At 37.7% G+C, this 26,616-nt stretch carries 15 protein-coding genes; 11 read left to right on the forward strand and 4 right to left on the reverse strand.

Annotation, left to right across the window (positions count from 1 at the left end):
• Nucleotides 1-4: 4 nt before the first annotated feature.
• Entirely contained in the window at nt 5-7,033 is a 7,029-nt protein-coding gene (locus C1634_RS05075; protein ID WP_103233715.1) for a type I polyketide synthase, read from the reverse strand.
• 926 nt (nt 7,034-7,959) lie between these two features.
• Nucleotides 7,960-8,973 carry a glutaminase A gene (gene glsA / locus C1634_RS05080; protein WP_103233628.1) on the reverse strand — a complete coding sequence of 338 codons (1,014 nt, stop codon included), beginning with the start codon at nt 8,971-8,973 and terminating at the stop codon, nt 7,960-7,962.
• 520 nt (nt 8,974-9,493) lie between these two features.
• Between glsA and C1634_RS05085 the strand changes: the two genes are divergently transcribed.
• From C1634_RS05085 to C1634_RS05095, 3 genes are all read left to right on the forward strand, one after another.
• Entirely contained in the window at nt 9,494-14,389 is a 4,896-nt protein-coding gene (locus tag C1634_RS05085) for a PKD domain-containing protein (protein WP_103233629.1), read from the forward strand.
• Between the two features lie 70 nt (nt 14,390-14,459).
• Complete coding sequence (locus C1634_RS05090; protein ID WP_103233630.1) at nt 14,460-16,322, forward strand: T9SS type A sorting domain-containing protein; 1,863 nt, start codon at nt 14,460-14,462, stop codon at nt 16,320-16,322.
• Between the two features lie 185 nt (nt 16,323-16,507).
• Nucleotides 16,508-17,206 carry a DUF1826 domain-containing protein gene (locus tag C1634_RS05095; RefSeq protein WP_103233631.1) on the forward strand — a complete coding sequence of 233 codons (699 nt, stop codon included), beginning with the start codon at nt 16,508-16,510 and terminating at the stop codon, nt 17,204-17,206.
• 126 nt (nt 17,207-17,332) lie between these two features.
• Here the strand turns inward: C1634_RS05095 and C1634_RS05100 are convergent, their stop codons facing one another.
• A complete protein-coding gene (locus C1634_RS05100) occupies nt 17,333-18,181 on the reverse strand; it encodes a sialate O-acetylesterase (protein ID WP_109737985.1) in 849 nt (282 codons plus the stop codon).
• A gap of 2 nt (nt 18,182-18,183) precedes the next feature.
• Complete coding sequence (locus C1634_RS05105) at nt 18,184-18,738, reverse strand: TetR/AcrR family transcriptional regulator (RefSeq protein WP_103233633.1); 555 nt, start codon at nt 18,736-18,738, stop codon at nt 18,184-18,186.
• A gap of 288 nt (nt 18,739-19,026) precedes the next feature.
• On the opposite strand from C1634_RS05105, the gene C1634_RS05110 reads away from it, so the two are divergent.
• The 8 genes from C1634_RS05110 to C1634_RS05145 all read left to right on the forward strand — a co-directional run bounded on the left by C1634_RS05110 (nt 19,027) and on the right by C1634_RS05145 (nt 26,553).
• On the forward strand, nt 19,027-20,826 hold the full coding sequence (locus C1634_RS05110; RefSeq protein WP_109737986.1) for a BamA/TamA family outer membrane protein: 1,800 nt from the start codon (nt 19,027-19,029) through the stop codon (nt 20,824-20,826).
• Between the two features lie 495 nt (nt 20,827-21,321).
• Nucleotides 21,322-21,981 (forward strand): MarR family winged helix-turn-helix transcriptional regulator, encoded by a 660-nt coding sequence (locus C1634_RS05115; RefSeq protein ID WP_103235139.1) that lies wholly within the window; start codon nt 21,322-21,324, stop codon nt 21,979-21,981.
• Between the two features lie 44 nt (nt 21,982-22,025).
• On the forward strand, nt 22,026-23,516 hold the full coding sequence (locus tag C1634_RS05120) for a phytoene desaturase family protein (protein WP_103235141.1): 1,491 nt from the start codon (nt 22,026-22,028) through the stop codon (nt 23,514-23,516).
• Nucleotide 23,517: 1 nt separating this feature from the next.
• Complete coding sequence (locus C1634_RS05125) at nt 23,518-24,354, forward strand: phytoene/squalene synthase family protein (RefSeq protein ID WP_103235138.1); 837 nt, start codon at nt 23,518-23,520, stop codon at nt 24,352-24,354.
• Between the two features lie 56 nt (nt 24,355-24,410).
• The gene (locus C1634_RS05130) at nt 24,411-24,875 is read left to right on the forward strand and encodes an SRPBCC family protein (RefSeq protein ID WP_103235137.1); all 465 of its coding nucleotides are present in this window, start codon (nt 24,411-24,413) and stop codon (nt 24,873-24,875) included.
• 1 nt (nt 24,876) lies between these two features.
• Entirely contained in the window at nt 24,877-25,329 is a 453-nt protein-coding gene (locus C1634_RS05135; RefSeq protein WP_103235140.1) for a sterol desaturase family protein, read from the forward strand.
• Entirely contained in the window at nt 25,326-26,015 is a 690-nt protein-coding gene (locus C1634_RS05140; RefSeq protein WP_109737987.1) for a lycopene cyclase domain-containing protein, read from the forward strand. The genes C1634_RS05135 and C1634_RS05140 overlap by 4 nt, the downstream gene beginning before the upstream one ends.
• Complete coding sequence (locus C1634_RS05145) at nt 26,005-26,553, forward strand: lipocalin family protein (protein WP_109737988.1); 549 nt, start codon at nt 26,005-26,007, stop codon at nt 26,551-26,553. The genes C1634_RS05140 and C1634_RS05145 overlap by 11 nt, the downstream gene beginning before the upstream one ends.
• Nucleotides 26,554-26,616 lie beyond the last annotated feature (63 nt).

The following is a 26,616-nucleotide window of genomic DNA, read 5'->3' on the forward strand; positions in this document are numbered from 1 at the left end:
AGTTTTACCAATTATTTCCTGACATGATCAGCACCTGGCTTTCAGTTCCGTATTTTATCTCATTAAGGAAGATTTCTTTCCCTTCATCCAATGGAATCATGGAAATACCTCTACGCTCGTATTCGGATTCAAGGGTGGAAGAAACCATTCCGGCTCCTTTCCAAGGTCCCCAGTTGATAGAGATTACTTTTCCTTTTAATCTTTTGTTTAAAGCATTCGCGTAATCATCCAGTACACTGTTTGCAGCGGCATAATCTGTCTGGCCTTTGTTGCCGTATACGGAAGCAATACTTGAGAACAGAACTACAAACTGGCAGTCTGAGCGAAGCTGTTCAGCCAATACACGAAGTGGTTTCACTTTGGTGTCGAATACACGTCCGAAAGAACTTGTCGTCTTTTGTTTGAATAATTTATCCTCTAAAAGACCTGCTCCATGGATAACTCCGTCCAGACGGTCATATTTTTCGTAAATACTGCTAATCAGGTTGCCTAAACCTTCTTCATCACAAAGGTCTAATGATTGATAAATAATGGTGTTTCCAAGTTCTTCCATATCACGGATCGTGCGTAGGATCTGATTGTTTTTGAAAACTCTTGTCGTTTCTTTTTCTATTTCTGCAGGAGAAGTGAATTTTCCGGACTTGATAAGGAAACTTCTTATTTCTTCCTTGGTTTTCATCCCTTCAAATTCCTTCAGAGTAGATGCTTCATTTCTAGGGTCAGCGGATCTTCCCACGAGAATATAGGTACAAGGATACGCCTGAGACATGTGTTTTGCCAATTCAGCAGTGATTCCCTGTGCACCTCCCAATACCAATACCACAGATTTTTGATCTAATTGAATATGAGCTTCACTCAGACTTGTTGACAATGGGGAAGGAATGATGTCTACTCTATGTCGCTGGTCGTTTTTATAAATAACTTCAGCAGGTTTATCGTTGGTAAGGATCTCTTTTAAAGTGATTTCAGCAATCTGATCTACTTCCTGAGGAGTGCTTAGGCTGATGAGTCTGCAGGTGGTATTATCAAATTCTCTTGCCAAACTTTTGAAAAGTCCCGGATATCCCTGGTGATGGCGTAATACACTTGCATCAGCGATTTCCTGAAGATGTGCAGGAATATCTGAGATTAAATACACCCATTTTACTTTATCAAAATCCAGTTTTTTAATCAAGTCAACATGATCGATAATGCTTGGTTTATCAGTTGCCGAGAATAGGTCTAGCATGATTAATCCGTCAACGTTTGAAAGATCTTTTTCTGTATCTACCAATTCTACGATAGCTCCATGTTTTTCCAATTCGCTTTTAATCGCTGAGGTTTGTTTGCTGTCATCTTGTGTGATGGCGAAACGTTTCCCCTGCAGAACTTCAGTGTTTTGTACCAAAGAAGCATCGGTTGGAGTGATATCGAAACGAAGACGTGACAATACATTATTGGTAGTTTCAGGAGTGGCTGTTTCCTTTATTTCATTTTTAACTTCAGGAGTTTCACCGCTCATTTCGCTGATCCAGCTTGCCAAACCACGAAGTGTTTTAATAGCCGCTAATTTTTCCATTACATCATCAGCCTGCTCAAGGTTTTGACCAAAACCAATTTTGGTTTTAAGATCACCAATGATTTCCATACGCTTAATAGAATCAATACTAAGATCTGCTTCCAAATCTAAGTCTAGCCCTAACATTTCTTTCGGGTAGCCTGTTTTTTCACTTACGATATTCAGAATAGCATTTTGAAGATCTTCAAGTGATAAGGTAGATTGAGCTTGTGGTTTTGATGTGTTAGACTCAGCTGCTGAACCATTACTTTCGGGAGTAGCTGTTTTATCTGCCCCAGAGAATTCAGTAAGCCATGAAACCAAGCCACTTAATGTTTTGATTCCTGCCAACTGTTCCATGACGGTATCTTCACTGGTATTTCCGTTACCCAAAGTTCCGAGTTCGTTACGAAGTGTTCCGATGATCTCCACTCTTTTAATGGAGTCAATACTTAAGTCAGCTTCAAGGTCCATTTCCATACCCAGCATTTCCTGAGGATATCCTGTTTTATCGCTCACTACCTGTAGTAATAAGGATTTGATATCTCTTGATGGAGCTTGTTTCACAGCAGCAACGGCTACTGGTTTTTCTTGATGAACAGGCTGAACCGGAATAGCAGACATTTGCTGATGAGCAGGTGCCGCAACCGGAGAAGTATATACAGGAGCAGGGAATGCCTGAGGATTCTGTCCCATAAAGGAAAGCATCACATCACGCTGTGCCTGTATCATTAGTTTCATGCTGTTTAAATATTCCTGCAGCATACGTTCAGCGGTAGATTGCGCTTCCACTGCAGGGGGCTGGTTATGAGTCGTAAAATTGTTCATGGGAATAGGGTTTGTGAGTGGTAATGCACCATTAGATGGCAGATTACCAGTGGTTGGGTGGGCAGTCTGCCCGTTAACACGCCAGATGGCAGGGCTTTTCTTATAAAGCTCAGGCTGGTTAAGATCAATAACCTTAACGCTTCGGCCGTCAAAAAGTTTATCAATATTGAAACTGCGTCCTGTCCCTAAATATTGGGCAAGCATGCAAAGGAGATGGGTAAACTTATTTCGGCTGTTGTCTTCAACATATAGGGTAAGCTGATCTTTTTCTAAACAAGATTTGGTCAATCCTGTAAGCACTTTTCCAGGTCCTACTTCGATGAATATTCTTGCACCGTCGTTGTACATTGCCTGAAGCTCTTCTACGAATTTTACAGGCTGTACCAAATGATCGGTAAGTCTTTCTTTTATTTCTGATGGATTCGTAGGATATACTTCTGCTGTAGTATTTGAGTAAACAGGAATTTGCATTTCTCCAAAAGGAACATCTTGTAATACCTCAGCATATAAACCTTTGGATTTTGCCAGTAATGGGCTGTGGAATGCACAGGCCACTTCCAGTTTTTTTGCTGAAATACCTTCTTGCTTCAGTACTTCCAGTAATTTGTTGATTGCTTCAGTACTTCCTGCAATAACACACTGAGTAGGAGCGTTGAAATTCACAGGATAACATCCTTCCACTTTAGCAATGATCGGTTGTAAACGTTCCGGGGTAGCACTTGCTGCCAGCATTGAACCTGGATCTCCACCTTCTACTGAATCTAAAATAGATTGAGCTCTTTTAACACTTAGATCAACCAGTTTATCTTCTCCAAATACACCCGCAAAACATAAAGCCGGTATTTCACCATAGCTGTGACCTGCCAGCATATCCGGAACAATCCCTAATGATTCTAGGAACTTAGCTAATGCAAGATCAACAATTCCTAAAAGCGGTTGTGCTAAACGAGTGTCTTTAATGGTTTCTTTTTGCTGTTTTAAATCAGCTTCATTAAAGGTTTTAACCGGGAAAACTACTTTTTCAAGCTCAGGATAATCATCGATAATCTTACGCATAGCCGGGAAGACTACGAATAGATCACGAGCCATATTGATTCTCTGGCTACCTTGTCCAGGGAATGTGAAAGCTACTTTACCTTCTTTTTTATTGACTGTAAAGGTATCTTTTGTCTCAATCCCTAGCAGGACTAGTTCGAGCTTCATCATGAGGTCCTCAGCGGTATCAGCAACAATACTGAACTGGATTGGCTTTTCTGAACTGATGCTTAAACTGTAAGCGATATCTTTTAATGGAATACCATCATTAATTTCTAGTAAAGCTTTAATCTGACCTGATTGTCCTTTCGCCTCTTCATAAGTGTCTCCGCGGAAAACAAATAATTCTGAAGGCCATGACTGCATGACAATTGAATTATCCTGCTTAGGATGATTCGCAATTACCGTATGGAAATTGGTTCCTCCAAATCCGAAAGCACTGATTCCTGCATAACGGTTTTTCTCACCCCATAATCCACTTTCTGCATGGAATGCAAATGGACTGGTTTCAGCATTATAATAAGCATTGGGCTGCTGAAGGTGAAGGGTAGGTGGTTTTACACCATGGTATACAGCAAGGGAAGCTTTAATTAATCCTGCTAATCCTGCCGCACACTTGGTATGTCCGATCTGTGTTTTCACAGAACCTAAATGAGTCTGTCCAGGTAATGCCCCTGAACGACTGAACAAATTAGTTAATGCACTTAATTCTGTTTTGTCACCTACAACGGTTCCTGTACCGTGAGCTTCCACTAAACCTACAGAAGCCGCACTGATCCCAGCTTGGGAATAAGCACGTTCTAGTGCTCTTACCTGGCCTATTTGTCTTGGAGCAGTAAGCCCAAGAGCTTTTCCATCACTGGATCCGCCCACTCCTTTGATGACTGAATAAATACGGTCACCATCGCGTACTGCATCTTCATATCTTTTTAATACCAGAATCGCAATACCTTCTCCAAGAGCAATACCGTCTGCATCACTGTCAAATGTGGCACATCTTCCTTTTCTGGATAAAGCATGCGTGCTGGAGAACATCAGGTAATCATTGATACCATTATGTAAATCTGCACCTCCTGCAAGAACCATATCAGATTTGCCCAATACAAGTTCCTGGCAAGCCAGATCAAGAGCTGCTAAAGAAGAAGCACAAGCCGCATCTACAGTAAAGTTTCTACCGCCAAGATCCAGTCGGTTCGTAATCCTACCTGCGATTACATTGGCAAGAATTCCCGGGAATGAATCTTCTGTGGTATGTGGGAAAGCTTCTTTTACTTCTTCATGAAGCTCTCCGAAAACCTGCTTATAATATCCTCTGAAACTATAACTGTTGGCAAGATCATTACCACCTTCAGCCCCTATAATTACAGAAATGTTGTCTCTGTTGATGTGTTTTTCGCCATATCCGGCATCTTCCATTGCACGTTTTGCTACCAGTAAGGTCAACAATTGTGTAGGTTCAATGGCTGCAAGGGATTGTGGCGGAATTCCGAATGCTAATGGATCAAAATCTATTTTAGGAATGAATCCTCCCCATTTGGAGTGAGAGACATCCGGTCCGTCAGAATCAGGATGGTAATACAATTCTTTATTCCATCTTTCATCCGGTACTTCGGTAACACTGTCTTTTCCTAAAATGATATTTCTCCAGTATTCATCAAGATTTTTAGCACCAGGGAAGATACATTCCATCCCTACGATGGCAATGTCTAATGGTTTTTCCATTGAAACCGGCTCTTCAGATAAGGCAGCATTCTTAACATGCTCGTAATTGTCAACGATGCTTTGATGAAGAGCTGCAAGGGAGATCACACGATTATGCATCGTAGCTACCTGCCCAATCATGTACATTCCTAAGTCAAGTTGATCATCCTTAGGAATATTGACAAGTTTGTCGCCCTGACGTTCTATACCTTTAGCTGCAATACGTAAACGGCCTACATTTAATTTTTCAAGTTGTTCCCATACCTGTTTTTTATCCATTCCTGCAGTAAGAAGCTTTGTCTTTTCTGCACTGAAATGGTTGGCGAATGCAGTGTTGAGACAACGTGTTTCATGTCCCGGAGCTGTTTCCAACAGGACTGTATCTTTTGCCTGCATTGCCTGTGCCTGGAATTCTTCCTGAATGGCTCCGGTCTGTACAGCTTCATGAGTATACAGATAAGCGGTTCCCATCAATACTCCAATTTTTACTCCTCTTGCAGCTAATGGAGCTGCCATAATAGAAACAAATGCTGTTGAAAAAGCATTATGGATTCCACCTGCAAAAAAGACACTGATGTTTTCAGGATGATCTTCTTTTAAGATACGTTCTATTTGTTTTTCCCAAAGTACTGTGCTTGAGAGTGGGCCTACATGGCCTCCGCACTCACGTCCTTCAAAAATGAAATTCTTGGCGCCTTCTTTCAGAAAAATATCCAGAAGGGCAGGGGATGGAACGTGTAAGAAGGATTTTATTCCTGCTTTTTCAAACACTTTAGCCTGAGCGGGTCTTCCGCCTGCGATCAAAACGACAGGAGGTTTCGCTTCTAATATATAAGAGGTCTGTTCTTCTCTTAATTCTTGCGGTGCAAATCCAAGAATCCCTACGCCCCATGTTTTTTCACCGGCCAGTTTTTTGGTATCCATCACCAAAGATTTTGCAGATTCTCCTTTCAATAAGGACAGCGCAACAAAAGGTAAGGCTCCGGCATCAGCAACAGCATTGGCAAATGAAGGAACATCACTCACACGGGTCATAGGACCTTGAGCAATAGGGTAGCTCAGACCCAATTCCTTAGCCATATTGTTATCTTTATCAACGACCTTCAAAGCTTTTGCCTGCTTCAGATGTCCATACATGGCTTCTTTGAATCCGAAAATCATTTTTTTCAGGGTTTTGAAGTCTTCATACAGGTCGGTTGCCAGCGAAATGTCTTGCCCCATCGGGATATAACATGTACTAAGATCCAGACCTGTAAAGTATTGTTTCAGATCTTCAGCCGTTGCATTTTCAGGTAATGCAGGTGAGTTGGGTCTTACCAATACGCGATGGTTCGCAATCACCTTAGTTTCTGTACCATTCAGTTTTGAGCATACATCTTTCAGTTCGTTAGGAACTGAACTTTCGGGAAACAGAGCCAGCTGGCTGTCCAGTACAACTCCTGTTGCTCCTAATGCTTTAAACGCCGCTGCGGTATGGAGACCTATTCCTCCCTGTACCCACACCGGAATGTTCTGGATTTCTTTGATCACACGCTGGAATAATATAAACGTAGATTCATAGCCTACCAGCCCACCTGCTTCATTTCCTTTTATAATGATTCCTTCTGCTCCCAGTTGTTCAGCCTGTCTGGCTTCTTCCACACTGCTTATTTGATAAACGATAGGCAGGCTGGAAGGGTTTGACATTCCGAATGGAAGGATCGCAAATCTTACTTTTTCAGAAATTTGAAGAGATGTGAAATTGTCGTTAGAAAAATAAATACCATACGATGGTACGTCTATCTGGTCAAGTTGATGTAACGCTTCCTGTGCGGCTGTCAACTCATTTCCTAAACTTAGAACGGGAAATGCACCCGCCTGATGTAGTCTAGGGATAAGGTTAACGTCCGGTTTTTCAAAAGGCGTCAGTCCAATAATGGTTAGTTTTTTCATGGCGTGATAATTATTGAATGATAGCAAGAGCTTCATAACAAAACGCTGTGCCTTTCGGTAATAAGGCAAGAGCTTTTTTTGTTATGATATAATAAAATTGGTTTTTGTTAAATCGTCAACGGTTTGATTCGTTTTGTAGTAACTTTTCAATAATCTATTACTTTTTAATAGATTGTTTGATAGTAGGGTGATTTCCGGTTTTTCAAAAGGCATTAGCCTGATTTTAGTCAAGTTTTTCATAGCATTTACGGTATTGAAATGATTAATGATATCTCATAACAAAACATCAATATCATCGGTATAAACGACGATATCCCGTTATGAGGAAATAAAAATAATAAAATTATAATATATCTTCAATCATAAAAGCAATTTGATAATGATTTTTTAATAGAAAAATATCAATTGTTCAAATACTATTAAAGTATATTTATTGTTTTCTTATTCTTAGAAACGTGACAATACAATCTTAGTAATTTTAAATATAAATAGTTATAGTTAAAAAAATGTTAAGCAAATATAGGAATAAAAAATAAAATATTTCAAAAAAGGGAGATTTGTTTTCGGGTATATTACAAAAAGATAATATACCATGAATAAGGTCCGGAAATGTCAGAATACCCTTTATCAATATGATAAAACGGATAGGTGAATTTAGGTAAAATTAATCAATATATTGTGATTTAATCTGAATTATTTATGAATTTTATCTATCATTTTGATAAATAAACAGATAGGAATTTTAACAAATAATTAAATTATATTTTCGAAATTCATAAAAAAAACAGTAAGTATCTGATATACTTACTGTTTTTGAATAGGTTAATCGTTAAGGATTTTTCTGATTATTGACCTTTAAAAGGTTGTTTGGGATCAATTATAGACCCCTATTGTTTATTAAGTGTAAATTAATAGGTTGTCAAAAATTAAAAAATACTTAATCCATACTGTTTCGCCAGGTCTAAGATCATATGGTAACCGGCTAATGAATTTCCATGCTGATCCAGAGCAGGGCTGAATACCCCGATTCCAATTTTTCCGGGAACGCTTACCGTAATTCCACCACCTACGCCAGATTTGCTTGGCAGTCCTACCATTCTGGAATATTCACCACTGAATTCATACATTCCAGCCGTTAGCATCTGTGATTCTACTAATTTTGCCATGTCCGTATTTTTATACATTGAATCACCATCAAATCTTACGCATTGGTTGGCAAAGAAATATCCTATTTTCGCCAGATCTTCAGCAGTAAGCTCAATAGAGCATTGTTTGAAATAGTTATCCAGCTGATCCTCATTTCCTGAAATCAATCCACTGTTTTTCATGATATAAAACATCCCACGGTTACGGTGTCCAGTAGATTTTTCAGACTCATAAACAGATTTGTTATAATCTATTGTTTGATTTTTGGTAATGTATCTTACCATGTCCAGTATTTTAAGGAATGGTTTCTCGCCTTCCCCAGAAATTAATGAAGTGGTAAGGATAGCTCCTGCATTCATCATTGGATTAAGGGGCTTACCTGTAGTTTCAAGATTGGAAAAATGATTAAAAGGTTTATCGGAACCGAAATATCCCATTTTGTCAAAAATGTGTGCTTCTCCTTTTTCATTAACGGCAACCATTAATGATATAATTTTGGAAATACTCTGCATGGTGAATTTTTTATTTACATCACCGGTGCTGAATACTTTGCCATTTTTGTCTACCACTGAAAAAGCAATTGCTTTAGCATCCATCTTCCCCAGTTCAGGAATGTAATCTGCCACTTTGCCTTGTGTATAATAGGATCTGTTTTTCTCCAGAATAGTATTGAGTGTTTTTTCCGAAATAGTTGAAATGTCTGCTGTTTTCTGAGCGTAAACGATGGTGTTTAAAGATAGAAAAGCTGCGGTAAAAATTCCTTTTGCGGAAAATAAAAAGCTGTTGTTTTTCATAGGGAAGATCTTCAAATAAAATATTTATGATAAGCCTCGAAAAACAAAGATAAAGTATTTTAATCTTGTCAGCAATTCTCCTTTGTGATAGATATAGATGTTTGTAGTGTTTCGTTATAAAGCAGAAAATAAAGATCGCATAAAAGCTTGTTGTAAGAGTAAATATAGTATTTAAAAATGGTCTGTTTTTCTTGTTGTTTTAAATGTGATTAATTTTAATCTAAATCTTATTTTTTTAGGAAAAAATACACAAATTTAATTCTTGGTCATTATTTTGGTTTTTAATATGATTAAAATATAGGATTTTATTTGTTGAAAAACTGTCTAAAGTGTCAGTAATTGGGGAATTCCTGAATTTTTTCACATAACTAATACATGGGTGAAATAACATAAATGCAGGAATTTGTGTATATCGTTGGGTATGAACTGTGAAAGAATGTTATTTTTTCACTATTAAATGATTTTTGTATTATTTTTTTTATTAATTTGACAAAAAATTAATAACACTTTTTTAATAACTATGAAAAACAACACCTATTTTGGTAGGCAGCACGTCTTCAGATGGCTCCTGCTATGTTGGCTTTTGGTGCCCTGGGCACTACAAGCACAAGCTCAAATTACATGGACCGAACAGGTCGGATGCCAGGAATTCCGCGGCGAAAAAGAAGGTCAGATCCCTGACAACGGAATCGCCAGTTCCTACATCAATTCTTCCCAGTGCCTCCGGGTCTGCGAAAAATCATTAGACCCTGTCAAATATCTGGTTCAGGGATCCAACGTTTCTAATGTACAATGGTCGGTTTCAGGAGGAACTGCTACCATTACCGGAACCGGGAATACCTTAGCGTATGTTACGTGGGGAGCTGCCGGTAATGGTTCTTTACAGGCTGTGATCACTTACAACGACGGAACTGTGGAAACACAGACCATCTGTATTGAAAAAATCAACAGACCTATTGCTAAATTTGAATTGTTAAATCTGGATTATACCGTATGTAATAATACAACGGTGTATTTTGATAACCTTTCTGAGCAAAACGGAGGGTCAGATATTGTCAATTATTACTGGCAATTCGGAGATGGAGTAACTTCCACATCCACCGCTTTTGAGCCGTCTCACACCTACACGACTTCTGGTAATTATACGGTTCAGCTTACTGTAACCAATAAGTGCGGATGTCAGAGTAAATTTAAAAAAGAGATTAAGGTACTGAAATCTTATCCTGTACAGATCAACTGTGCTTCTGTAGTATGCGAAGGAAGCAGAGAGAAGTATAACGCACAGGATGGATGTAATAAAGGACAATGGAAAGTTATCGGTGGACAAATTGTTGCTAATAACGGTAACGACATTGAAGTAATTTGGGATCAGGTAGATCCGCTTGACGGTTTTGGATATGTAATGTACATGTCTGAGTGTGCTTGCCCTGAATGGACTACTATTAAAATCCCTGTGATTTTAAAGAATGCAAAAGTGAAAGGTCAGGAAGTGGTATGTGCTGGTAAGCAGTATACCTATTCAATTCCTCAATGGCCTACCACTAAAGTTAACTGGAATGTATCAGGGCCTGCAGGAGGTCAGTTGGTGAATACTCAGCAGAGAAACGAAATTGTTTTCTCAGCAACTCAGCCAGGTACTTATCATCTGGAAGCAACGTATTTCAATACTTTGTTATCATGTGAAGGAACTGCTTCTATTGATATCGTAGTAGAAACACCGGTAACAATAAGCGGTGGTGCAGATGAAATCTGTGCAGGAACAAGCCAGACATTTACAGCTACACCTAATGTACCTGTTATCTGGAAAGTAACCACTGGAGGTTCTACTGTTACATCGGGAGTGGTATCCGGACCATTTACTTATCCTTTTACAACAGCAGGTACTTATACTATTACTGCTGTTAAGCAAGGAGGAGGTTGTGAAAGCAACTCAAGAATTATCAAGGTATTACCAATTCCACAGCCGCCTACAGGAACTATTTCAGGAGAGACGAAGGTATGTCCTGGAAAACCTTATGTGTATACCATCAGCTCTGTTGATGCAGGAATGGTACCAGTTTGGAGTGTTACCAACGGAACAATCCAGGGTAGTAATGCAGGACCTTCTGTAACGGTTATATTTAATGCTGGTGCTTCATCATATACGGTGTCTGCACAGAATAAATCGATGAGTAATGCAGGTTGTCTATCGGCTCCAATTTCGTTCAATGTAACGCCATTGGATCTTAATACGATTACGATTAATCCTAACCCAGGACCTTTCTGTCCGAGTAGTACTCAGACTTTCAGTGCAAATCTGAATGGTATTGTTCCAGACTTTATGGAATGGACGTTTGGAAGTACAAACTTCGGAAGTGTTGTAGGTGGGCAGGGTACAAATAATATTACTGTAAACTTCAACGAAATTTCTTTAACAAACAGCACTACACTGAACTTAAGAATTGTGAAATGTGGAGTAACAAAAAATATCAGTATTCCAATATCTTTATTAACGCTTCCAACAGTTAGCTTTACGAATGTAGGAGGACTTTGTTTAGGTTCGAACCTGTCTTTCACTGTCAATCAGGGAACGATTACTTCGGCTACAAATGTTACTTTCACATTTGCTAACGGAACGACATTTACTACAGTTTTCAATCCAGCTGGAAATTATAGTTTCCCGAATAATGGGTATATCTCAAATAACTCAGGAAGTAATATTTCTCAGGTAGTTACTGTAACGTATTCAGGAACTAACGGATGTAATTATAAGCCAACAGCAAATGCTACCTTTACCATATATCCTGAAACCATTATTACGGTTTCTCCGGTATATAATATTCTAGTATGTGATCCTACAACAATGACACCGTATACTCTTACGGCTAACAGTTCTACAGGACTTACTAATATTGTATCTTGGCAATGGTATAAAAATAATGGAATCATACCAGGTGCTACAACGAACTCATACACCATAGGGGGTGCAGGTGCTTTTGGAACCTATAAAGTAAAGGCAGTAGATATTAATGGTTGTGTGGTTTTCTCACAAAACATTAATGTGAGTCAGCTATGCCCAAGCAGTGGAACTTGTAATACAGATCCTCAGATCAACTTTGCTGCTTCATGGTCAGGTTGTAATACGATTTCTGTTTCAGGTTTAACGTATAACGGAACTCCTGATGAGATCCAATGGTCATCAGACAGCGTACTTACTTTAGTTTCCGGGCAGGGAACAGCTTCACCGGTATATCAGACTAATCTTGCAGGAGCACATATTGTTTTTGTACGTCTTAGATATGGTACATGCTGGTACAGCAAAGCAGTAGAAGTAAGAAAGAACTACGAGCCTAAATTCAATGTAAGTACAGTATGTAATGGAAGTGGATACAATGTGACTTTGTTCAATAGTTCTACTATATTTGAAATTAATCCGTCATCTATTACTTATACGTTTACGAGTCCGGGTCAGCCAACCCAAACAGGACAGACAGCTACTTATAATAATCTTGCGCCAGGTACTTATACCTTTACAATGACAATGTCTGCACCTGGTAAACCAACGTGTACTACTACGCAGACTATTACATTGGCAGCGGTACCTAGTACCAACTTCCTGATTCCATTTGGATTGTGCGTACGTGAGCCGATTACTTTCTCTCCTTTAACGTATGTTCCAGGGTATACATATACTTGGTTATTTGATGGTACTTCGTATATTGCTTCAGGAGGAAATGCTACGGTTACTTATAATACAAGTGGTGCGAAAACAATTCAGTTAAAAATCACGAGTCCTCAGGGATGTGTATATCTTTCTCCGATTAATAATATTAATGTTAATGAGGCTTTCCTTAATGGTGATTTAGTACCTCTCAATGCCGTTGCTTGTGCAGGAAGCGCCCCGACTATTACATTTAATAATACTTCAATTGGAACTGTTTATCAATATATCTGGATGAATGGTAACCAACCGGTATCAGGAGCTCCAAACTCGGCAAGTTTTACTCCGACTCAGTCAGGAACTTATTGGCCGGTATTGGTGTCAACAGATCTTTGTAGAACAAGTATTATGAGTACTAAGCCGGCAACGGTAACGATTAAAAATGCTCCATATGTTAACATATCAGGAACAGCGAATATCTGTCAAGGATCTTCTACAATACTAAGTGGTCTTGTAACAGATAATACATTGCAATACCAATGGAAGAAAAATGGTGTTCTGGCATCAGCTTCATGGATGTCTGCCCCTTATCCAATTACTTTCAATACTGGATCGCTACCAGTAGGTACGTATGTTTATACATTGGAAGTAAGAACTCCGGGTGCATCAGGATGTGTAAGTTCTAAAAACTTTACCGTTACAGTAAGTGCTCCGCCATCACCGGTTACGATAGCTTATAGCTTGGTGAGCTGCCAGCCTTACAGAATTAAGTTAACGGCATCAGGACCATCTGCAGGAAATTATAACTGGAGCAATGGAATGTCAGGTCAGTCAATCACTGTCAATGAAGGAGGTGCTTATCAGGTTATTTATACTGCACCAAGCGGTTGTAAAGTATCTAATTATGTAGAAGTACCATTAAGTCTTGAAAGTCTTATGTGGGTATTCCCTACAGGATGCTATGACGAATGTCTTAGAGAGAAGAATTATATTCTGGGACCAAAAGGAGTATTTGATCACCATGATTGGATGTTGTTCGGAAGCAGTATTCAGACTGGAAACAATAATTTCATTTTCCCATTATATATTGGAGCTCCAGGTACCTACCAGTTACAGGTGAATCATTTAGGATGTCAGTATACATCCGGAACGATGAATTACTATCCTGGTAAAGAATGTGGATACGAAACAGATTGTAAGATTGAAGGAGGAATTAAAGGAATGAAGTGGGTTGGAGATCATTACGCTGTTTTTGGGGTTATTCACAATGCAGGAGGTCAGCCAATAAGTCTTAACGTTTCAAGTGTTAATGGATATGGAACTTATATTCCATCTATTATTACGATTCCGGCGGGAGGAGTGTATGATATGAATGCTAATCCATTGGCATTCTATCCAAATCCAAATTTCCAAGGAGCGGACGAGGTCTTATTCTCTAATGAAACGTGTAAGTTTAGTACCAAAGCGGTAGATCCGGACTGGATGGGTATGAGAAGTGCATCAAGAAGCGTTACTGTTTCTGCAGTTTCTTCTCTGAAAATGATACCAAATCCTGCGAAGGAAAAAGTGAAAATCTCGTATAATACAGGTAATGAAAAATTACTGGCAAAACAGATTACAGTTTTTGATGCCATGGGCAATATCAAATTCCGTAAAGAAGTGAAAGCGGCTTCCGGAGAGGAAGACGTGGAAATTTCCAGCTGGTTGCAAGGTGTTTACATTGTCATTGTACAAACGGGAGACACATCATTACAAGGAAAACTAATTAAAAATTAGTGACTTATAAATCAGTGCTCTCTTCGGAGAGCGCTGTTTTTTTATAGTATATGATAATAAATGAATTTATATGAGACAATTAAAAAACAAACTGTGGGGATTACTTCTGATATTACCGGCTTTATCATTTAGCCAGACTTACCAATGGCAATGGGGAAAGCAGGCGGGAGGACAAGTAGGTTCAGCGGATGGAGGATTTAATTATCAGTATGATGAATCTATTCGGGATATTGTAGTAGATAACAATAATAATACCTACTATTTGACAAGTGTATGGGATGGAGATCAAAATCTGAACGGGGTATCTGTGCCTAATTATGGACTTCGTGACCTGATGCTGTTTGCTACAGATTGTCAGGGTAATGTATTGTGGTCTACAACGGTAGGAGGTTCCGGAGATGGTGAAAATGCATGGCATATTGAGGTGGATAATAATGGTGGATTATATGTAATGGCTACACTCTATAATAATTCTTATGTAGGAGATTCAAGTGCTGTTCCTATGCATTTTGATGGCACTCACACAATGCCACTGTATACCTATTATGATCAGACGATAGATCCTGCACACAAAGCGGCTTATTTACTGAAGTATAATACCTCTAATGGCAATCTGGCATGGAGCAAGGCTTTGCAGGGAGATATAAATTATCCTACCCGTGATTGCGATGTTCAGATGATGTACATGGATTCATCCAAAAATATTCATGCGGTGATGGGCTTTAAAGCAGGAACCCATTTAGACGGTTTGATTACCGTACCATCTTCCTATACCTCATCATTCCAATATTATCTGGTTAAATTTAACTATAATAACGGCAGTATGACACCTGTTGCTCCGTTGCTTTTACCTATAACAGGAGGATTAAGAGCAGGAGGAACCGATGGTAAAGTGAATTTACTTTATGATGAAAGCTTAAATCGCTATTATCTGGCAGGAAAAAGAATGATTGGGAACTATGGAACTGCAATGGAAAGTTTCTCGTACAATAATATTCCGTTTACAAAAAATGCTTATGTGCTTGCTTTTAATGGAACTACAGGAGCAGAGTTATGGAGAAAAGAATTTGATAATAGCTTACCAGGATTTATGGATGATGAAATTCATTCTGTTATCAAAGGTTCAGGCTCTTCAGATATTTATATTTCTGGACGTTATTTTTCCGGAACTGTTCCTACAACTTTCGGAAGCTATTCTTTTCCTGTACAGAATTATCAGGGACAGACTCCTTTTGTGATGAAGCTTAATGCGGATGGGGTAGTACAATGGGCAAAAGTTCCAGATGGGCTTACCAGCTTTTCCGCTTATCGTTTCATGAAAGGGAAAATTGCTCTTAATGGCAATGAATTAGGATTTGCTAAAGGAAGCTTTAATGAAGTTTGGGGAAGTTTTTCAATGACGCGTCCCAATTCAGATTTATCAGATCCTTTGCTGGTACGTTTTAATAAAGATACAGGAGTTGTAATTGGTACCGGGGAGATTCATAGTAATTTTCAGGTTCAGGATGAATTTACAGCAATTGCTGTAGATAAAGATGGAAATTATGTATTAGGTGGTCTTTTTCATGACCAGCTGTTTACAGATTCCAATGATAATGTCAATACGATGACGGTGAATGTAATGGGAGGAAAATCCCAGTCTTTTATTACAAAATATGCGAAATCAGCATGCAGTCAGATGTCGGTAGAAGAAACAGCTGTTCAGGCAGGAATACAATTGTTCCCGAATCCGGTTCAGGATGTGTTGACTATCAGAAGTAAAGAACCTTTGGTTTCCTATGAAATCTTTGGGGCTACGGGACAACTCGTAAAACAGGGAACTTTGAAAATGATGCAGGAACAGGTAGTATTATCTTCTCTTCAGACAGGAGTATATTACATTAAACTTAAAACAAAATCTTCTACAGTAACAGAAAAAATACTGAAGAAGTAAAAACAAAACTGGAAATTAATAACCTTATATACGAACAGCATTCTCCGAAAGAGGATGCTGTTTTTATATTTTAAGGGCATGATGTATGTTTTTCTTTTGATGTTTAAGGTAATAATATAGCAGTACCTTTCATCTATTCCTTATTTTTGCAGAGAATTAAAAAACTGAATTTTTTATTCTGAAATATGAGCAATATATTTTCTGATAATCATCAAATTGAAGTGGTATCCAACTTTTCTGAACTCGTGGATACCCGTTTTCAAGGAGCGATGAATGCAATTTGCTGGCATAGAAATTTAGCAGGGGACTTTAAAGAAATTGTGTCTCAACTTCAGTTAGATGAAAATATTACCGAAGTTTCCGTTCAAGACCTTTTATCATTAAAGCTGTCGGAAAAAGGGAATCTGGCAAGGGAAATTATTTTAAATGATTTTCAGTTATTGACAGACTTTGGAGCTTCCCCAGTTCTTAATTTGCTTAAAAAGTATGAACGGGATGAGGAACTTGGTTTCATTTCAACCGATGTATATTCATATCATGTGGATCGTTCACCTGTTGCAACGGACACTTTTTTATGTACCTATTATGGGGCTGCAAGTGATATCATCCCAAATGATCAGGTAGAACAGAAAATCATGATTCCGGAAATCCGGGAAAAGCTCAAAGAATTACATGACGGTCCGGAAGAAGAATTTGAAGACTTTCTGAAAGACTATTTCTTCGATCTGCATTATCAGCCTAAACCTAATGCAGAACCCGTTAATTTAGGAGTAGGACACCTTTGGCGGATCGCTGTAGATCATCCGGCACAAAAAGCATTACCATGTGTTCATAGAGCACCTGTAGAAAACGATGGTGAATATCGATTACTTCTGATCTGCTAATGATTATCGATATTTAATCTTGAATAAAGCATCCACTGAGCTTAATAAAAAAATCCAATATCGAAAAGATGTTGGATTTTTCTATAGTTGACAATGTATGTTGAAATAATAAGATAGAATGTTCTTTTACTCTTGTCCAATTGCTTTTAACTGAGCTAAATAATCTTTACTTTCAATATTCCCGATTGCAAATTCGTGTTCCAGGAGTTTAATCTTTTCTGTCTTGGTGTAATGACGATTATAGATTTTGTCTAATACACTGGCTTCATTCATGATAGGATCTAAAAAATTCTTAAGGTCACGGTATGCATGGTAATATCTTATTCCCAGTATCCTTTGTGAATGAGCATTGAAATGAACTCCGTCAGGGTTCGCTGTAAGCCCTTTTGCGCTAACAAAATAACAGTTTTCATGATGTTGGGCAAAAAGCTCCAATTCCTTATTGACCAAAGGATAATGAGTGAAGTACTGACCAAATATTCCGCTTGATAAATAATCTCCTAAACCTCCAATGATAAGCGGAACTTCAGGAATATGTAATTCTTTCCGCAAAGCATCCATAATGGCAGAAAACTTTTCCTGGTATTTGCCTGCCTTTTCAGGAGAGCAGTCACTTTCGCCTTGGTGCCATAAAATTCCTTTAATCTCGCTTGTTCGCTGGGCAAGCCTGGCTTGTGACACTGCATTTTCAAATAAAGCACCACCCACAGCCCAGTCATCAAGGCTTGTACCTCCATCCGCACACGGAATCAATCCAATTTCGTTTTGCTCATTATCCAGTCTCCAGGAAGCAGCAAATGAGGCAGCAAGCCCGACACCTGAACTGGGGCGGTCATAGTTAATAGGCTCACACATAATCTGCCATAATCCGTTTCTCTGCATTTTAATATGCTCATCAAAGATAGGAGGGACTTCATTTGCGTAGCCACGTCCGGCCATATTGGACTGGCCTATCATTAAAAAGGAATGTATCATTTTTATTTATTTAATGGTAAGCCTATGCTTCTGCTGAATGAACCCCAGGCTAGTTTTTTTACTTCATTGGGAGCAATATCTCCGGATCTGTAAGCGGTGATGGTTGCCGTAATAACACTGGTGAATAGAATTCTTATCCAGGGTAATGGCAGCTGGCTATCTATCAGTTGTTCCTTTTGCAGTTTCAGTATGGCATCGAATAAACCATTTCTTGCTTTTAAATAGTCTTTACTTATTTCAACTTCGTAAGTAGGCTCCACTTCATTCAGTTTAATTAAAAAGGCATACTTTGTTCCACTGTCAATACCTGCATATAATAGATTCTCCAGCTGTATGATGGGATTTGTAGAGCTGTTGCAGGCTTTAATAGCTGTTTCTTCCCAGGCTGTCATCATATTTTTGTTGCAAGCTTCTAATAGTTCGTTCCGGCTTTTAAAGTACCTGTGCAAAGTTCTGCGGTTAAGGTTACAGCCTGCTGCGATCTCTTCAATAGTTGCCGAAAAATTCTCGTTTAAGACTATTATGGCTGTATCAATAATTCTTTGTTGGGTATCCATTATTTTTTAATTGCCTCAAATTTACGATAAATGTCTCAATATTGAGACATTTATTTTTGTTTTATCAAATCGATGTTTGTATTTCCGGCGGATTCTAAAATTTTCACAGATTTTTGTTTATAAAATTCTAAAAGCTTGCTGTTTATGGGTAATAGTCTGCGTTTTTAAACTAATCAACTTAAAAATTTGCTTACATTTATTTTTTCACATTAAAAATATATTATCATCTGCTAAGCCCTTATTGGCTTATAAATTGATGATACAAACCTTATTGAATTTTGATTATTAATGAACAAGTCAGCTATCGTTTTAATTTTCTTTTTAATTGGTTTTTTCTCTTTAAAGGCACAGGAAAAAAAGGATTCGCTTTATTATAAAATAGAAGAATTTTCAGATCAAAGAAAAGTTACCAAATTTATTCACCGCCTCATATTCCGAAGAGAGGCGGATTCTACTTCCGTTAAGTCCCGGACTGAAAAACTGTCGCAGGAAACCTATAACAAAAAATATATCAGAAAAATCCGGATAGAAACCATTGACCCTTTCGGATACAGTTCAAAAGATAATAAAGAAAGATTGAAGTGGTACGACTGGCTGACAGATCATCTTCACTCCAAAACAAAAAATTCTACGGTGAATAATTATTTGCTTTTTGAGGAAGGTGAACAATACAATGCTCAGAAACTCTACGAATCCGAACGTTTGCTTAGAACAATGCCTTTTGTAAACAGAGTTAATATCAGTGTTTCCGACAGTACTTCCAGTAAAGATTCCATTGATGTGGTTGTAAGAGTTCTTGATTCCTGGAGTCTGAAACCGAGAGTCAGTTATTCTGGAAGCAAAATTGGATTGGGCGTTACTGAAGAAAATGTATTGGGGTTGGGTCACACATTTGATTTCCTTTATAGAAATGATTCCAAAGAAAGACAAAATTATGTTCAGGGAAGTTATACCGCATATAATCTTTTCGGTTCTTATATCAATGCCCAGCTTCTTGGGGAACGTGATTTTTTGAGGAATGAAAGAATTAATTTCAATGTCCGAAGAGACTTCTTTTCACCCCTTACGAAATGGGCAGGTGGGTTTACCTTCGAATATTTTAAGCGAAATGTTTTACTTCCGATAGAAACAGATACTACTTATCCTGAAGTTCAGATCAAAGCGTACAGCCAGGATTTATGGGGTGGTTATCAGATTCCTCTTTCCTCTGGTGCAAGCGAAAAAGTATCCAGTAATATTGCCATCATAGGAAGGGTTCAAAACTACCAGTATAAAGACAGCCCGGGAATCGACCAGTACAAGTATTTCAAGTCTTACAACAGTTTTCTGATGTCTGTAGGATTTATCCGCAGGAACTTTTCAGTTCAAAAGAATATTTTTCAATATGATCTGCCGGAAGATGTTGCCTATGGTAATTCGGTGAATATTATCGGTGGAGCTTTATCAAGAAGCAGTAATGTGAAGCCTTATGTGGGGATTTCTGCATCTTATGGGGATTTTACACGCCTTGGATATTTCACTGTGAAAGCTCAGTTCGGAAGATTCTTTAATGAGGACAGCCAAAATCGTGAGTCATTCCGCCTGGATGGTACTTATTTTACCAATCTCATGGACTGGAAATTTGCCAAAGTGAGACATTTCTTTTCTCCGACTCTGGCGTTAGGAAATCCACAGCATAATTATTCTTATATAGACCGTATCAATCTTTCTTCTGCAGATGAATTTCCGGTGTACAACTCGGATTATATTGGAACTAAAAAACTGGTTTTAAGATATCAGCTTCAGCTGTTTATCAATAAGACCTGGAAAAATTTCCATTTCAGTCCTTATCTAACAATGGCTGCAGGATGGCTGGGGATGCCGGATGATAAATTGCTCAATACAAAAATGAACACTAAAATAGGAGTTGGTGTCTTAATTAATAATCCGTTTCTGGTTTTCAACAGGATTCAGATTTCTTTTACCTATTATCCCCGTGTTCCTTTTGATAATAATTCAGTCTTTGATTTTAACAGCAACCGAAATAATCTTTTACCAATGAACAGTTTTGCGACAGAGGTTCCGCATTTTGTGAATTTTGGAAACTGATAAACATTAAAATCTAAGTGAAAAATACATCCCATATAAATAATGATTTCATCAATCGATCAATAGTTTTTATGTCATAAAATTTTAATTCCTCTCTAAAATCTTATATTTTCCTTTAAAAATAGCTTTCCTTTTTTCTTATTCAACGTGCTAATAAGAAAGAGGCTTCTTTGATCATAAGCGGTCAGGAGAGTATGAAAGTATCGTGAATTTGAGTAGAAGTTTAGGCTTTTACATTGGAGATCCATTTTCAATGTTTTTTTTCAATTTCTTCGTTGTATACCTTTTACTACAGAACCTTCTCAAAGTGTTCTGGCTTTATTCTGACCGCAATTCCTCCATATTTAAACACACAGATATTCGTACAGCTTTAACATCTATTAGTTCATTATTAAACTATTAATGAGTTGAATGATAGAATTAAAACAATAATTAAGTATATTTATAAACTTTATTATTGTTTTATATGTATATTTGTATACTAATTTTCATGATATGAATTATGATCTTATAAAAGCGGTTGTAGAACTTGTTCAGCAATTTATGGAAGAAAATGAGGGTAGATCTAACTATAACGATGATCTTCATGGTTTTATAGAATGGATTAATGCTTCTCAAGCTGAGGTATCGGGATCTGAAGAATCTGACTGGATAGGGAAGGAGATGGGAAGAAGTCCTGATAGCATCATCAATACTTTGCTTGTAAGAATGAGCAGGTATGCGAAATCTTATTCCAGATCTGCAATCCATAATTCTGCTTTCTCAAGCCAGGATGACTTTATTTATCTTATAAGTCTTAAATCGACAGGGCCTATGTCGAAAATGGAATTGATAAGGCATAATGTACATGAAAAACCGGCAGGTATACTCATTATTAATCGCCTGATCCATAATGGCTGGGTAGAACAGGCTGTTTCCGAAAAAGACAAAAGAACAAAACATATTCAGATAACGAAAAAGGGGTTGGATATACTTGATAGGCATATGGATAAAATCCGTAAAGCTTCCAGAATTGTAATAGGAGACCTTACTCATTCTGAGCAAATGCTGCTCATCGCCATACTTACCAAGTTAGATGATTTTCATCATTCTGTGTATCATATGAATCTGGAAACAACACATTTATTGGATAGTGCGTACAAAAAGCTGAACTGATCTGATACTAAAAAACGTCTTTCAAAACTATTAAAAAAATGGCAATGGGCAGTGGAAATTTAAGGAGGAAAATAGCGGTTATAGGGTCTGGGTTTTCAGGGCTCTCGGCCGCGGCATATGCTGCGAAATCAGGAGATGAAGTGCATGTGTTTGAAAAACATAATCAACCTGGCGGAAGAGCAAGACAATTTAAAACAGAAAATGGATATGTCTTTGATATGGGCCCAAGCTGGTATTGGATGCCTGATATTATTGAAGACTTTTTTCGTGATTTTGATATGAAAGTTGAGGATTTCTTTACCCTGGTTTCTCTTGATCCTCAGTTTGAGATGGTTTTTTCAAAAGAAAAAGTGTCTGTTCCCCGGAAGAACGCTGAAATTAGGGCGCTATTTGAAACAATAGAAAACGGAGCAGGTGAGCAATATGATAAATTTATGAAGTCTGCCAAATTTAAATATGAGGTAGGCATGAAAGAATTTGTTACCAAGCCATGTTACAACTGGTTGGAATTTGCATCCCTAAAAATAGCAGGCAGTGCGCTGAAGCTTGATCTCCTCAGTAATTTCCGAAAATATGTTTCAGGCTATTTTTCTGACCCGAAACTAAGATCTCTGATGGAATTTCCTGTTATATTCCTTGGTGCCTCCCCTCAGAATATTCCGGCTCTTTATAGTTTAATGAATTATGGGGGCTATGTATTGGGAACCCATTATCCCATGGGAGGATTTTATCAGCTTGTTCTTGCTATGCAGAAGGTGGCAGAGAAGCAGGGTGCTGTTTTCCATTTTAATCATGACGTTGAGAAGATCAATACAGAAAATGGTAAAGTGGTTTCCGTCAGGATAGATGGTGAAGACCATGATTTTGATGCAGTTATTGCTTCATCAGATTATCATCATACGGAAACATTAATTCCAAAATCTCTCAGGAATTACAATAACGCCTATTGGAAAGCTAAAACATTTGCGCCTTCCTGTCTGATCTATTATCTTGGAATCAAAGGGAAAATTCCTCATTTAAAGCACCATACCTTATTCTTTGAAAATGAACTTGATGATCATATAGACTGTATTTATAAAAATAAGAAATGGCCTGCCAAATCACTTTTTTATTTGTGCTGCCCATCAAAAACAGACCCCGATGTGGCCCCTGAAGAATGTGAGAATCTTTTCTTGCTGCTGCCTCTTGCGCCGGGAATATACGATGACGAATCTACCCGGGAAAAATACCTGAAGGAGATGCTTGAGAGAGTTGAAAAACATACGGGAGCCAGCCATCTTATCTCGAGAATTGAATATAAAAAAAGCTATTGTGTAAGTGATTTTATTTCAGATTATAATGCGTACGAGGGAAATGCCTATGGATTATCCAACACCTTATCACAAACGGCTGTCTTAAAACCTAAAATAAGAAATAAAAAGATTGGAAATCTTTTTTATACGGGGCAGTTGACTGTTCCCGGACCAGGTGTACCACCATCCGTGATTTCTGGAAAGATCGTAGCTGCAGAAGTTAATAAACTAAAAATAAAATAATATGAAAAAATTGTTTGATGATTTGTCTTATGATGTAAGTAAACATACTACAAAGAAATACAGCACCAGTTTTTCATTAGGGATATTAGCATTAAAGCCTTCCGTAAGACCTGCTATTTATGCTATTTATGGGTATGTACGTCTTGCCGATGAAATTGTGGATAGTTTTCAGGGGTATGATCAGGAAAAACTTTTGATGAGGTTAAAGGCCGAAACTTACAGTGCATTGGAAGATGGTATATCGCTTAATCCTATTTTACATTCATTTCAGGAAACGGTTCGCCAATATAATATAGATATCCAGCTTATTAATCAGTTTCTGCACAGTATGGAAATGGATCTTCATGCCATCGATTATAATTCAGAACTGTATAATGAATATATCTACGGTTCTGCAGAAGTGGTGGGGTTGATGTGCCTGCAGATATTTACAGGCGGTGACAAGCAGCAATTTGAAGAACTTAAACCATTTGCCATGAAGCTGGGATCTGCCTTTCAAAAAGTTAATTTTTTGCGGGACCTGAAAGATGATTATCAGATTCTGGGACGTACTTATTTTCCATCTTTGGATATGTCTGTTTTTGATAATTCTGTGAAAGCTATGATAGAGAAGGATATCGAAGAAGAATTTAAAGAAGCTTTAAAAGGGATTAAAAAACTACCGGGCTCTTCTATGTTTGGAGTTTATCTGGCATACAGGTACTATGTGCTGCTGTTTGAAAAAATAAAAAGAACAACCTCCCATCATATTTTACAAAACAGGATCAGGATTGCCAATTCACAAAAAATATTTGTTGCATTCAAAAGTTACATCCGCTATAAATCTGCTTATTTATAACATAAAGCCAATAGGGTAAAAGATAACCTGTTAAAATTAACTGTTAAAAAAGAGAAATGGTATACCGATTATATAGAGAACAGCAGTTGAACTGCGATATTGAGACAGCATGGAATTTTTTTTCATCCCCTCATAATTTATCTGAAATAACACCGGAAAGTATGAATTTTACAATTCTTTCAGCTCCTGAAGAACCTGTTTTTGAAGGAATGGAAATTAAGTATCGTTTTTCACCTTTATTAGGGATTTCTATGGGTTGGAAAACGATAATCAGTCACGTGGATGAATATAAAAGCTTTACCGATTTCCAGAAAGAAGGGCCCTATCAATACTGGAATCATTTTCACGAGTTTATCCCGAATGAAAATGGAGTATTAATGAAAGATACCGTAGATTATCAGCTCCCTTTAGGGTTTTTAGGAAGGATAGCGCACTATTTATTTGTAAAAGAAAAACTGAATAGTATTTTCAATTTCAGATACAAAGTGCTGGATGATCTTTTTAACAGCAAAAAAAAGTAATATGAATTTCCTGATCGTTTTGACTGTTTTTATTTCTATGGAAGGTGCTACATGGCTTATCCACAGATATATTATGCATGGCTTTCTGTGGTCTCTGCATCGGGATCACCATGATCATAGCAATGAGGGAAAACTTGAAAGAAACGACCTTTTCTTTTTCATTTTTGCGAGCCCTGCCATAGCATTATTATATCTTGGAGTAAAGCAGGAATTCAGCTGCTGGTTTTTTATCGGCTTGGGAATAAGCCTTTATGGAATGGGTTATTTTTTTGTGCATGATATCTTTATCCACCAAAGAGCAAAGATCTTTACAAAAACAAAAAATCCCTACTTTCTTGCTATACGGCGTGCCCATAAACAACACCATAAGCATCTCGGAAAAGAAGAAGGGGAGTGTTTCGGTTTTCTTTGGGTACCCTTTAAATATTTTAAAATGTATTTTAATAAAAAATGATGTCATATACCTATATCCTGATTAATTTTTTCACTGTCATTATTTGCTTTTTGGCATCTTTTGACAGGAGAATACAATTTAATAAGCATTTCGGAACTTTCCTTTTGTCGTCCACCATTGTAGCCGTTCCCTTTATTTTGTGGGATATCTGGTTTACCAAAATGGGGGTGTGGTGGTTTGATGTGCATTATACTTTGGGAGTTAAAATTGCAGGACTTCCAGTAGAGGAATGGTTGTTTTTTTACTGTATTCCTTTTGCCTGTGTTTTTACTTACTATTGCCTCGAAAAGTTTTTTAACCTGGAATGGGCTGATCTTTTTAATAATCTGATTGTCTTTACGGCTGTTATTGTTCTTGCGGTGACAGGACTTCTCTTTTATGAGAAAATATATACTCTGCTGACTGTGGTTGTAACAATACTCACACTTTGTTATCTGCATTTTGTGGCTAAAAAAGAATGGATTGGGAGGGCAGGTTTTGTCTACTTTATTTTGATGCCTGGTTTTTTTGCTGTAAACGGAATACTGACGGGATCTGTGATTCCTTCTCCTGTTGTTAATTATAACCCCGATGATTTCATGGGAATAAGAATGACGACCATTCCTGTTGAAGATGCTGTCTATGGATACAGTCAGTTCTTACTTAATATTTATTTCTTTAAAAAATTAACTAAAAATGAAAAATAAAACATTTTTTAAATTCTTCCTAACCTGTACACTATTGAGTGTTCTGATAGGTTGTTCTTCTATGCCTGAAAAAGCAGAAGCTGTTAAAAATTTTGACGTCAACAGGTATTTGGGAACCTGGTATGAAATTGCAAGATTTGATTATCGGTTTGAAAAAGACCTGGACAATGCCATGGCTCAATACAGCCTGAATAAAGATGGCAGCGTAAAAGTGGTCAACAGTGGCTTTAATTTTAAAAAGAACAAATGGGTATCGGTGGATGGTACGGCCAAATTCAGAGGAGATAAGAAAACAGCCGCCTTAAAGGTGAGTTTTTTCGGACCTTTCTACGCAGGATACAATGTTGTGGGACTGGAAGACTACAAGTATGCATTGGTTGCCGGAAAAGATTTAGACTATTTATGGATACTTTCAAGAGAAAAAACAATTCCTGAGAATATTAAGGAGCAATTTATCAGTAAAGCCCGCGAAATTGGCTATGATACTTCTAAACTTATCTGGGTAAATCAGGATAAAATAAGTCCATTTGAAAAATAAATATTGAATATAATTCCTTCTGGCTTTTACAAAAATATAGTATTCAAGCTGTTACAGAGAATT

It is taken from the genome of Chryseobacterium viscerum (assembly GCF_002899945.2).
Classification (GTDB): Bacteria; Bacteroidota; Bacteroidia; order Flavobacteriales; family Weeksellaceae; genus Chryseobacterium; species Chryseobacterium viscerum.